Here is an 11,772-nt window from a genome sequence, read left to right as displayed (position 1 = left end):
CGCCGGCCGGGAGCACTCCGCTCCCGGCCGGCGCCGTCGTCGCTCCCCCGCCCCGGACGCCCCCGACCGTGGGGGCCGTCCGGAGGTCGGTCAGTAGTCGTACGAATAGCGCTCCTTGAACCCGACCGCCGAGCAGGAGGCGGCCGGGTGGCGGCCGATCGGGTGCCGCTCCAGGATCTCCCGGGCCCGGGACTCGGCCAGGCTGGTGGCGTACCAGGGCGACGGACCGTCGGCGAGCGCCCTGCTGATCTCCTGCAGCGCACAGGTCCGCAGGTCCTCGGGCAACCGGTCGAGGGCCGGTACCGCGTCGAGCGAGAGGTCCCGGACGTTGCGCAGGTCGATCTGCCGGGTCGGGCTGTTCTCGTAGCGGGCCACGTTCTGCTCGGCGACCATGGCGTCCGGGCCCATCAACCCGTACACGGCGGCGGTGACGGACGCGCTGAGCACCACGGCGCGCGGCAGCCAGGAGCCCGAGCGCAGCACGCCGGCGGCGATCACCAGCAGGAAGACGACGCCGAGCCAGATCTCCACGACCAGCACCCACAGGCGCAGCGTGGTCAGCCCGGAGGCGTCCACGTAGTACGACATCCGCAGCAGCGCGGAGCCGACCACCACCAGGGTCAGCACGCAGAGGGTGCCGAGCAGGGCCCGGGTCAGCCGGTGGTCGGCGGGCGTGGAGCGCGGGGCCCAGCGCTTGGCCAGCGCCACCACGCCGAGCGTGAGAACGGTGATCACCATCAGCTGCCAGAAGCCCTGGCGGGCGTACTCCGAGCGGCTCATCCCGGTGTTCTTGGTGATCGCGTCGCGGCCGCCGGCCAGCACCACGACCTGGATCACGGTGAAGGTGGCGAACATCAGGTTCAGGGCGGTCAGCGGGAGGGCCCACTCCAGGCGGCCGCGCTCACGGCCGGGCCTGGTGGTCGCGCGGTCCCAGACCCGGGGGCCGGCCGCGAGGTGCGCGAAGCCCAGCACCAGGACGGTGCCCAGCACGAACCGCAGGAACCGGGCGGGCAGGTCGTCGAGTTCGACGGTGGGCGTCAGGTTCGACAGCACGTCACCCATGGCGACGTCGGCGCTGGCGAACAGGGTGCCGAAGACGATCAGGAGCACCACCGCGACGGCGGTCGCCTTGAGGATCGGCACGACCTTGTCCCGGGCGGGGTAGTCCCGGCCCCGAAGGGCCTGGAGCGCCCACGGGAGCGAGGGCACCAGGTGCCAGAGGAAGCCGGGCAGGGCCAGCGTGACGCCCGTCCAGCGGCGCCCGCCGTGCAGCGCGAGCGAGGCCAGTCCGAGGGAGGAGGCGACGGCCAGGAAGGTCGGCCACCCGGCGTCGGAGAGCACGGGGACCACCAGGACGACCGCGGCGAGCACGCTCCACAGCACCGTCCAGGGGCGCACCCGGCGTCCGGCGGCCCTGGCGGAGAGCCCTGCCGTCGCGGTGGCGGCGAGGGCGCAGACCAGCAGGTTGGCGCCGATGCCCTCGCCCAGCAGCCAGGCGGCGAGCAGGCCCGCGGCGGCCGCGGCCAGCAGCACCCTCAGGGTGGCCGGCGACCGTCGGGCGGGGGCCGTCTCGGCCATCAGCCGGTTCGGCGGCTGCGGCCGGAACGGCTGGGGGCCCTGCGGGTACTGGGGGCCCTGCGGGTGCTGCGGAGGGGCGAACGGAGCCGCGAACGGGTCGGCGGGGCGGGCCTGCGCGGAGCCCGCCCCCGCGGCGGCAGCCGGCTCCGGGGTGACCGGAGGGTGCGCGTCGGCGGGCGGCGGGGTGCCGGGCGACGGCTCGGGTATGGACGATTCGGACATGAGTCACCCTCAACTGGTCAGTGGGCATGCGGAACCAGCCCACGGGGCAGTCCGCCGGCAGGCGCTGGATCGGCGCCGCGACATGACGCAGACTCTAGGGAGAGCGATCATTCTGAACAAGTTCAAATCCACCCCGGAGTCCTTGTGTCGCAGATTTGTGACACAAGCACCGGCCCGTGCGAAAGCCCGGCGGCCGCCCTGCGAAGGCGGCCGCCGGGCCTCGGTCGGGGTTCACCCCAGTCACCGGCGGAACCGGGCCGCGCCGGACGCGGCCTACGGCCCGTCCGGATGCCGCGGGCCCGCCGGACGGTCCGTCATTGCCGTGCCGCGGCGCCCCCGGCCGCCGCGGTCACGGGGAGCGGCTCAGCCCTTGACCGAGCCGGCGAGCAGCCCGCGGACGAAGTAGCGCTGCAGACTGAAGAAGACGATCAGCGGAATGATGATCGACAGGAAGGCGCCCGCCGTCAGCAGCTCCCAGCGTCCGCCGAAGGAGCCGGAGAGCTGGGCCAGCCGGACCGTCATCGGGGCGACCTCGGGCGTACCGCCGGCGAAGGTCAGCGCCACCAGCAGGTCGTTCCAGACCCAGAGGAACTCGAAGATCGCGAACGAGGCCAGCGCCGGCGTGCAGAGCGGCAGCACGATCGAACGGAAGATCTTGAAGTGCGAGGCGCCGTCGACGATCGCCGCCTCCATCAGGTCGCGCGGCAGCTGCGAGATGAAGTTGTGCAGCAGGAAGATCGCCAGCGGCATCGCGAACATGGTGTGCGCCAGCCACACCGGCGCGTACGTCCCGCTCAGGTCGAAGGCGGGGATGATCGTCACCGTGCCCAGGTGCGCCCCGCCGGAGAACAGCTGCAGCAGCGGGATGAGCGCCATCTGCAGCGGCACCACCTGCAGCGCGAAGATCACGAAGAAGATGACGTCGCTGCCCCGGAACCGCACCCAGGACAGCGCGTAGGCCGCCATCGCGGCCAGCACCAGCGAGAAGACCGTCGCCGGGATGCTGATCGCCAGCGAGTTGACCAAGTACGGCAGCAGGCCTCCGCTGACCCCGAAACCGCCCTCGAAGAGCACCGTGTGGTAGTTGGACAGCCCCAGGTCGGGGTGGGCGAACGCGGTCCACCAGCCGGTCTCGGCGACGTCCTGCTTGGGGCGCAGCGAGGTGACCAGGAGACCCAGGGTCGGGATCGTCCAGAGCACCGTCACCACCACCACGATCACCGAGGCGATCGGGTTGCTGAAGGCCTTGCGGACCGGCCCCGGGGCCGGGGCCGGCCTGGTGTCGGTGACGTGCTTGGCGAGCGGGTCGGGCTCGGCGTCGTGCGCGGCGGCGGTCTCGTTCATCGGTTGGCACGCTCCTTGCGCAGCTGGACGATGTTGTAGGCCACCAGCGGCAGCACGCCGAGGAAGAGGATCACCGCGAGAGCACTGCCCCGGCCGGTGTTGAACTGGACGAACGACTGCGAGTACATCTCGTTGGCGAGCACCTGGGTGCCGAAGTTGCCGCCGGTCATCGTCCGGACGATGTCGAAGGCCTTCAGCGTGGTGATCATCACCGTGGTGAGCACCACCACCAGGGTGGTGCGGATCATCGGCACGGTGACGAACCAGAACAGCTTGACCCCGCCGGCGCCGTCCAGGCGGGCGGCCTCGGTGACCTCGTCCGGGATCGCGTTGATCGCGGCGGACAGCACCACCATGGCGAAGCCGGTCTGCACCCAGACCATCACGACCATCAGCAGGAAGGTGTTCAGCGGCTGGGAGAGCATCCAGTTCGGCGGGTGGTGCCAGCCCAGGCTGATCGCCAGCTGGCTCAGCAGGCCGATCTGCGACTGGGAGACGTCCCTGGCGTCGTAGACGAACTTGAAGATGATGCTCGCGCCGACCAGGGAGATCGCCATCGGCATGAAGATCAGCGACTTGTAGACGGCCTGCCCGCGCACCCGGTCGACCAGCAGGGCGAGAAGGAGGCCGAGCCCGGTCGCGGCCAGCGGGGCGACCGCCAGCCAGAGCAGGGTGTTCAGCAGCACGTGCTGGACGGAGTCGGTGGTCAGCGCCCAGCCGTAGTTCTTGCCGCCGAGGAACTTGGTGCCGTCGTCGTTGTAGAAGCTCAGGTAGACCGTCCGCACCAGGGGTGCGACCAGTCCGACGATCAGCAGCAGCACGGCGGGGCCGAGGAACAGCACGACGGCGAGCGGGCGGGCGATCCGCCCGGAGGCCCGGCCGGCGACGAAGAAGATCACCAGCAGGATGCCGAGGAAGCCCGCGACGGCTCCCACCATGTTGCCGAGCTTGACGCTCGCGTCGGTCCACGCGCCGTCGGCGAGCAGTGCCCTGGTGACGGACATGACTGTTCGTCCTTCCTGGATTCCCACTCCTCCCCCGCGGGGTGCCGTCGGGGCGGGGAGTGGTGACGGCCGGCTGGTGGGGCGCCGGTGGGGCGTAGGGGCGGGCGGTGCGGGTGGGTGGCCCCGCACCGCCCTCGGCAGGTGGTCCCGGCCGGTCGGCCCGCCGGTGTGCACCGGCGGGCCGACCGTTCAACTGTTGACGTCGGCCGGCGTCCGCCGGACCGCCGGTTACTGGGGCCAGGCCGCGTCGATGTCGGCGGTGACCCGCTGGATGGACTGGCCCTCGGCGAACCAGGCGGTCAGCGACTTCCACTCCTGGCCGGAGCCGACGGCGGCCGGCATCAGGTCGGAGGCGTCGAACCGGAAGGTCGCGGTCGGGTCGGTCAGCTTGGAGGCGGAGAGCTGGTCGATCGGGTCGGTGTAGAGGCTCTTGTCCACGCCCTGGTTGGCCGACACCCAGCCGGAGGCCGTCTTCACCCGGCTGCTGGCCCAGTCGGAGCTGGACAGGTAGTCCTGCACGGCCTGGACCTCGGGCCGGTCGGAGAAGGCCGCGAGGAACTCGCCGCCGCCCTCGACCGGGTTCGGGACCGCCGGGTTCACGGCCGGCAGGTGGAAGGCGAAGACGTCGCCGTCCGCCGCGACCTTGGTGCCCTTGGGCCACTGCGCCTCGTAGAAGGACGCCTGCTGGAGCATCGCGCACTTGCCCGCCAGGATCGGCGCACCCGCGTCCTGGAAGGTGGTGGTGGCGATCGACTTCACGTCACCGATGCCGCCGTTCACCCAGGCCGGGTTCTGCATCCAGCCGGCCAGCGTCTGCATCGCGGTGGTGATCTTCTCGTCGCTGAACTTCACCTTGTGGTCGACCCACTGGTCGTAGACCTCGCCGCCGTACGAGCCGAGGACGATCTCCTCCAGCCAGTCGGTCGCGGGCCAGCCGGTGGCCGTGCCGGAGCCGATGCCGCCGCACCACGGCTTGGCGCCGCCGGCCTTGGCGAGCTTGTCACTGGCGGCCATCAGGTCGGCCCAGGTCTTCGGCACCTCGATGCCGGCGTCCTTGAGGATCTTCGGCGAGTACCAGACCAGCGACTTCATGTTGGCGCTCATCGGCGCCGCGTAGAAGGTCCCGTTGACGGAGCCGTAGGTCTTCCAGACCGGGCTCCACTTGTCCTCGTTGGCGACCGTCCCGGCCGGCGGCTTCACGACCTTGCCGGTCTTCACCATCTGGGCCAGCAGGCCCGGCTGCGGGATGATCGCGAAGTCGGGCGCGTTGCCGCCGGTCACCCGGACGGGCAGCTGGGACTCGAAGTCGTTGGAGCCCTCGTAGCTGATCTTGATGCCCGTACATTTGCTGAAGTCGGCCCAGGACTTCTCCAGGTTGTCCGACTCCGGGCTGAGGATCGAGGCGAACATCGTCACCTTGGTCCCCGAGTGGCCCGCGTACGGCTGGAACTTCGCACAGTCGCCGGTCAGCGCGGCCGCCGACCCCGAACCTCCGCCCGAGCCGCCGGAACTGTTGGAGCAGGCTGCGGTGAGCGCCAGGGCCAGAACGGCGGGGGCCACCAGCAGGCGTCGGCGGGCGTTCATCGGCACACCTCGGTCGCGGTCAGGGTGAGGGTCAAAGCGTCCTCCAGGCCAGGGCTTCGGGCAACGGCGATATGGCGGAGCAACACTGCGCTGTACACGAGAACTGTCCGTACCCAGCGGTAGCTGGCTTGAAGACGTTAACGTAATGGCAACCTCGCGCCAAGGTGTCCGTTCGACCTTCATCGGCCAGAGTCGGAGTCGTAACCGACCTGTGCTGGAGCCCGCCGCGGTGACCCGCGTACGGCTGCGGGGCACCCCCGCTCCTCCGAGGATGCCCCGTCGTCGCCGTGACCGCACCGGCCGGCCGCTCAGAGCCTGACCGGCAGCTCCTTCAGGCTGTTGACCACCAGCGACGGACTCGGCGACAGCTCCCCGTCCGGCACCGCCAGCGCCAGCCCCGGGAACCGTTCGAACAGCGCCGGCAGCGCCACCGCCGCCTCCAGCCGGGCCAGCGGCGAGCCCGGACAGACGTGCGGGCCGTGCCCGAACGAGAGGTGCCGGGCCGGGTCCCGGGTGACGTCGAACAGCTCCGCCGTGACACCGTGCTGCGCCGGGTCCCGGCCGATCGCGTTGTAGGAGATCAGGACCGGCTCGCCGCGCGGGATCACCGCCCCGTCCACCTCGACGTCCTCGGTGGTGAAGCGGAACAGGAAGTTGCTCGTCGGCGGGGTCCAGCGGAGCGACTCCTCGACCACCGCCGACCACGGCACCTCCCCCGACCGGACCAGCGCCAGCTGCTCCGGATGGGTGAGCAGGGCCCGGACGGCGTTGCTGATCAGGTTGACGGTGGTCTCGTGCCCCGCCGCGATGATCACCCGCAGGGTGGCCGCCGCCTCGGCGTCGCTGAGCGCGCCGCCCTCCACGTCGGCCGCCAGCAGGGCGCTGGTCAGGTCGTCCCCGGGCTCGGCCCGGCGCCGCGCCACCACGCCGCCGACGAAGGCGTTCAGCGCGGCGATCGTCGCCTGGATCCCGCCCGGGTCGGGCCGGCTGCCGAAGAACCGCTCGTACAGGTCACGCAGGTGGGCGTGGTCCGCCTCGTCCACCCCCAGCAGCGTGCCGATCACGGTCATCGGCAGCGGGAACGCGAACGCCGTCTTGAGGTCCACCTCCGGCGGCCCCGCCGCCAGGGCGTCCAGCAGCCGCGCGGTGATCGCCTCCACCCGCGGGCGCATCAGCTCCACCCGGCGGGGCGTGAAGGCCTGCGCCACCAGCGCGCGCAGCCGCCGGTGCTCCGTCCCGTCGGTGGTCACCATGCTCGGGCCGGGCACCGCCAGCCCGATCAGCGGCCAGGTCCGCGGCACCTCGCCGCGCCGCAGCGCCGCCCAGTGCCCGGCGTCCTTCACCAGCCGGGGATCGGTCAGCAGCTCCCGCGCCGCCGCGTGCCGGGTCACCGCCCAGGCGGCCACCCCGCCCGGCAGCACCACCGCCACCGCCGGACCGGCCGCGCGCAGCAGCGCGCCCTCGGCGGCGTTGTCCCGCGCCAGCGGGTCGAGCACGATCGGTGCGGTCATCGGCACACTCCTTCGGTCCGGGACGACGACGGGACACGTGGACGGTTCACCCGGCCACGTACCCGGGGGTGAAAGAAACCGGCAGGGCCACCAGGCCGCGCACCCAGGGCGAGGGACGCCACACCAGCGCGTGCTCCGCCACCGCCAGCCGGAGGTCCGGCAGCCGGTCCAGCAGCACCTCGATCGCCGTGGTCGCGATCATCTCGGCCACCTCCCGGGCCGGGGACGGGCAGCCGTGCTCCCCGTAGGAGTGGCTGAGGTGCGCGCGGTTGCCCTCGGCGGGCGCGCCGTCCGCCCCGCGCACCGCCGGGTCCGCGTTGGCCCCGGCGAGGCCCAGCAGCACCAGGTCGCCGGCCGCGATCCGCTGCCCGCCGAGCTGGGTGTCCCTGGTGGCCCAGCGGCCCGCGAAGATCTGCGTCGGGGTGTCCTCCCAGAGCGCCTCGTTCAGCGCCTGGCCGACACTGCGCCGCCCGCCCGAGAGCGAGGCCGCGAACCGCTCGTCGGTGAGCATCAGCCGCAGCGCGTTGGAGATCCAGTAGCTGGTGGGCTGGTGACCGGCGATCAGCAGGACCCGCAGGTCCCACATCAGCTCCACCTCGCTCAGCCCGGCCTCGTGCGCCAGCATCCGGGACGGGATGTCGGAGCCGGGCCACTCCCGCTTCTCCTCCACCAGCCGCTCCATGCCCGCCAGCAGGCGCATCGCCCCCGCCTGGGCCTCCGGGCCGCCGTCCAGCATCGTCAGCAGGCCCTCGATCAGGACCGGCGCCTCCTCCTCGCCGAGGCCGAACAGCCGGCACAGCACCAGCAGCGGCATCCGGTGCGCGTACTGCGCGACCAGGTCCGCCTCGCCGCGCCCGGCGAAGGCGTCGATCAGCCGGTCGGCGATCTCCTCGGCGTGCTTCCTCAGCTCGTACTGGTCCACCCCGGCCAGCGCGTCGCCGACGGCGGCGGAGCGCCGCCGGTGCTCGGCGCCCTCGGTGTACAGCACCGACGGCACCGGCGCCGTCATCGGCTTCAGCGGCCAGTCGTCGGGGATCGACGGCCAGGCGTTCCAGCGGGCCGAGTCCCGGCCGAACAGCTGCGGCTGCCCGGTGACGTGCTGCAGCTCGCGGTAGCCGATGACCAGCCAGCCCGGGACTCCCCCGGGCAGTTCGACCGGTGCCACCGGCCCGTGGGCGGCGCGCAGCTCCCGGTACACCTGGGCCGGGTCGGTCTGGAACCGCGGCCCGTACAGCGGGGCCGCGTGGGCGTGCGCCGGGCAGCCCGGCGGCGGGGTCGGGGCGGGCTCGGTCACGGGGTGGTCTCCTCCTCGGCCGCGCCCGCCCGCTGGGAGGCTTCGACGCGGGTGTGCAGATGACGGACGAGTGCGATCAGCACCTGCTTGGCCGACTCGCGGTCCCGGGCGTCGCAGTCCACCAGCGGGACGTCGTCGGGCAGGTCCAGCGCGCTGCGCACCTCGTCCAGGCCGTGCGTCGGCTCCCCGAAGTTGTTGCGGGCGACGATGAACGGGGTGCCGTGGTGCTCCAGCCGGTCGATCGTGTACCAGGACTCCTCCAGGCGCCGGGTGTCCACCAGAACCACCGCGCCGAGCGCCCCGCTGAACAGCCGGTCCCAGAGGAACCAGAACCGCTCCTGCCCGGGCGCGCCGAACAGGTACAGCACGTTCTCGTCCGAGAGGGTGATCCGGCCGAAGTCGAAGGCGACCGTGGTCGACCTCTTGTCCGGCACCGCCGAGGGGTCGTCTACGCCCACGCCCGCCCGGGTCATGGTCTCCTCGGTGTTCAGCGGACGGATCTCGCTGACCGAGCCCACCAGGGTGGTCTTGCCGACGGCGAAGCCGCCCACCACGACGATCTTCATGCCGTTGTCGGCGGTCCCGCGCAGCGGCGCACGCCCCGGGCGGAGCGCGGTGTCAGAGCTGCTGGAGTCCATCGAGCACCTGCTTCAACGTGTCGAGATCGGGCAGCCGGGCGGCGCCGGGGCGCCGGGCCGGGGAGAAGCGGGGGTGGCGGGCGGTGATCCGGCCCGCCTCCAGCAGGTCGCCGAGCAGGATCTTCACCACGGACACCGGCATCCGCAGCTCGGCGGCGATCTCCACCACCGCCGTCGGGGCCGAGCAGATCCGCAGGATCCGGGCCAGCTCGGACTGCATGCCGGGGGCTGGGCCGCCCTCCGCGACGATCAGCGTGACCAGGTCGAAGACGTTCTCCGGCGGGCGGCTGCGGCCTCCGGTCACGGTGTAGAGCCGGTCCGGGCCGTCGTCGCGGCCCGCCGGGGCCGGCCGTGCGCTCATACCGGGCCGGCGGCGGCCGGCCGGCCGTCACCCTCGTCCTGGTCCCGCGGCGGGGCGCTCAGGTGGCTGCCGATCTGCTCGATCAGGCCGTGCATGTTGTGGCCCACCACGCCCACGTCGGCGTCGTCGTCGGTGACCAGGGCCAGGTGCGCGCCCTCGCCCGCCGCGACGATGCACAGGATGCCGCCGTGGAACTCCGTCATCGACTGGCGGACGCCGCCGCTGCGGTCGCCGAACTCGATCGAGGCGCCGTGCGCCAGACTCTGGATGCCGGAGGCGATGGCGGCGAGCTGGTCCGCCTGGTCGGTGCTCAGAGCGGCGGTGTGGCAGAGCTTCAGGCCGTCCGCGGAGAGCACCAGGGCGTGCCTGGCGCCGGGCGTCGCGGTCAGCAGGTTCTCCAACAGCCAGTCGAGGTCACGGCCGGTCGCGCTGCTCATCAGGAGTCGTCCTTCGGGGGTACGGGGGAAACGTCGGATGTGTCCTGGCCCTGCAGGGCCTGGCGGAAGGCGCCGAACCGGGCGGCCCGCACGGCGGCGGTCGCCTCGGGGGTGGTCCGGTCGGGGGCCGGCAGGTCGGGGGCGGCGGCCGGCGGCGAGGCGGGGGGCGTCCCGCCGGGAGGCGTCGCGGCGGGACGCGTCGCGGCCGCGAGGGTCTGACCGCGGCGGCGTTGCGGCAGGGCGCCGTCCGCCGCCGGCCCGCGCCCCGACCCGGCGGTGTCGGCGTGCCCGGCGGTGTCGACCGGAGCGACGGCCGGTTCCCGGGCGGGCACCGGGGCAGCAGCGTCCACGAAAGCGGGAGGGCCGACGGAGGCCGGGGCCGGCTGGGTCCGCGCCGGCCGGACGGGCGGCGGCTCGGTGGCCGGCGGGTGGGTGACCAGCTGCTGCGGGATCAGCATCACCACGCCCGTGCCGCCCCGGGCGGACGGCCGGAAGGAGATCCTCAGGCCGTGCTTGCGGGCCAGCGCGCCGACCACCGCCAGCCCGATCCGGGTGCCGGCCGACAGGGCGCCGAGGTCGAGCGGCTCGCCCGAGACCGCCCGCTCGGCGCGCCGCAGCCAGCTGTCGCCGAGTCCGAGCCCGCCGTCCTCGACGGTGATCACCAGTCCGGCGTACGCCTCCTCCACGTAGACGTGCACCTCGGCCGGCGGGGCGGAGAAGTTGGCCGCGTTGTCGAGCAGTTCGGCGAGTGCGTGCATCACGCCCTCGGCGGCGTAGCCGGCGACGGCGGCGGTGCTGGCGTTGTGCAGCCGGACCCGCTGGTAGGCGCCGATCCGGCCCAGCGCGCCGCGCAGGACGGACTCCACGCCGATCGGCTTGGTCCACCGGCGGCCCGAGCGGGCACCGGTGAGGACGGCGATGCTGTCGGCCAGCCGGCCGGCCTGGGCGGTGGAGTGGTCGAGCCGCAGCAGGTCGCCGAGGACGTCCTCGTCGTGCCGGTGCTGCATCTCGCGCAGGTCGGCGTGCATGCTGGTGGCCAGTGCCTGGACCCGCCCGGCGGCGGTGGCGCAGACCGCGAGCGCGGCCGCCCGCTCGCGCTCCCCGCGGCCGACCTGCTCGGCGACGGTGCGCAGGACGGCGATCTGCGGGTGGCGGCGGTGCTCGGCGAGCGCCGTGTCCACGGAGGCGCCGGTGCGCAGCCGTTCGACCACGGCGGGGAGGATCTCGTCGGTCAGCCGGAGCAGGTCGCGGCGTTCGGCGCGCCTGGTCTCGGCCTCCTTCTCGGCCCGTGCCAGCTCCTCCTGGGCGGTGGCCAGTGCGGCGAGGGCGGTGGCGCGCTCCTTGCGGGCGGCCTCGGCGGCGGCGGTGGACTCGGCGGTCCGCCCGTGGGCACCCACCGTCTCGCTCCGGGCCTCCGCCAGTTCGTGCTGGCAGGCGGCCAGTTCGGCGGCGAGGCGGCGGGCCCGCTCGGTGGCGCCGGCGGCGAGGCCGACCGCGATGCACCACAGGACGACGACGGCGCAGACGGCGCCGGCGGTCAGCGGCTGGTCCGCGGCGGTCGCCCGGGCCACCGCCACCGGGCCGGCGACCGCGGCCAGCAGCACCGCGGCGCCGGTCAGGGCGATGGTGCGCGGGGCCGGTCGCAGGCGGGGCCCGTCGGCGGGTCTCGTGCGTGCTCTCATCAGTCCGGTCCTCGGCTGCAGGCGTCGACGGCGGGGCGGGCGACAGCGCGCGACCGCCCGGAGGGCACGCTGCCGTGGCCTCCGGGCGGGTGTTCGATATGCGCGGTCGGAAGATCA

The 11,772-nt window shown here is 73.4% G+C and carries 10 protein-coding genes; all 10 read right to left on the bottom strand.

The annotated features are described in order from the left end of the window. Positions 1-90 precede the first annotated feature (90 nt). The gene (locus tag IE329_RS26780; protein WP_190213548.1) at positions 91-1,800 is read right to left on the bottom strand and encodes a DUF4153 domain-containing protein; all 1,710 of its coding nucleotides are present in this window, start codon (positions 1,798-1,800) and stop codon (positions 91-93) included. Between the two features lie 363 nt (positions 1,801-2,163). After that, on the bottom strand, positions 2,164-3,144 hold the full coding sequence (locus IE329_RS26775) for a carbohydrate ABC transporter permease (RefSeq protein WP_190213547.1): 981 nt from the start codon (positions 3,142-3,144) through the stop codon (positions 2,164-2,166). After that, on the bottom strand, positions 3,141-4,148 hold the full coding sequence (locus IE329_RS26770) for a carbohydrate ABC transporter permease (protein WP_190213546.1): 1,008 nt from the start codon (positions 4,146-4,148) through the stop codon (positions 3,141-3,143). Before IE329_RS26770 ends, IE329_RS26775 begins: the two co-directional genes overlap by 4 nt. Positions 4,149-4,376: 228 nt before the next feature. Then, positions 4,377-5,732 carry an ABC transporter substrate-binding protein gene (locus IE329_RS26765; protein WP_190213545.1) on the bottom strand — a complete coding sequence of 452 codons (1,356 nt, stop codon included), beginning with the start codon at positions 5,730-5,732 and terminating at the stop codon, positions 4,377-4,379. A gap of 308 nt (positions 5,733-6,040) precedes the next feature. Beyond that, on the bottom strand, positions 6,041-7,243 hold the full coding sequence (locus tag IE329_RS26760; RefSeq protein ID WP_190213544.1) for a cytochrome P450 family protein: 1,203 nt from the start codon (positions 7,241-7,243) through the stop codon (positions 6,041-6,043). A gap of 46 nt (positions 7,244-7,289) precedes the next feature. Continuing rightward, positions 7,290-8,537 (bottom strand): cytochrome P450, encoded by a 1,248-nt coding sequence (locus IE329_RS26755; protein ID WP_190213543.1) that lies wholly within the window; start codon positions 8,535-8,537, stop codon positions 7,290-7,292. Then, positions 8,534-9,175 carry a GTP-binding protein gene (locus IE329_RS26750; protein ID WP_190213542.1) on the bottom strand — a complete coding sequence of 214 codons (642 nt, stop codon included), beginning with the start codon at positions 9,173-9,175 and terminating at the stop codon, positions 8,534-8,536. The genes IE329_RS26755 and IE329_RS26750 overlap by 4 nt, the downstream gene beginning before the upstream one ends. Then, a complete protein-coding gene (locus IE329_RS26745; RefSeq protein WP_190213541.1) occupies positions 9,156-9,536 on the bottom strand; it encodes a DUF742 domain-containing protein in 381 nt (126 codons plus the stop codon). Before IE329_RS26745 ends, IE329_RS26750 begins: the two co-directional genes overlap by 20 nt. Further along, a complete protein-coding gene (locus IE329_RS26740) occupies positions 9,533-9,973 on the bottom strand; it encodes a roadblock/LC7 domain-containing protein (protein ID WP_190213540.1) in 441 nt (146 codons plus the stop codon). The genes IE329_RS26745 and IE329_RS26740 overlap by 4 nt, the downstream gene beginning before the upstream one ends. Further along, positions 9,973-11,655, bottom strand: coding sequence for a sensor histidine kinase (locus IE329_RS26735; protein WP_190213539.1), 1,683 nt, complete (start codon positions 11,653-11,655; stop codon positions 9,973-9,975). The genes IE329_RS26740 and IE329_RS26735 overlap by 1 nt, the downstream gene beginning before the upstream one ends. Positions 11,656-11,772: the final 117 nt, after the last annotated feature.

The organism is Kitasatospora indigofera, from assembly GCF_014655955.1.
GTDB classification, from domain to species: Bacteria; Actinomycetota; Actinomycetes; order Streptomycetales; family Streptomycetaceae; genus Kitasatospora; species Kitasatospora indigofera.
Note: the sequence above shows the minus strand (reverse complement) of the source record. Positions and strands in the feature narration are given on the sequence as shown.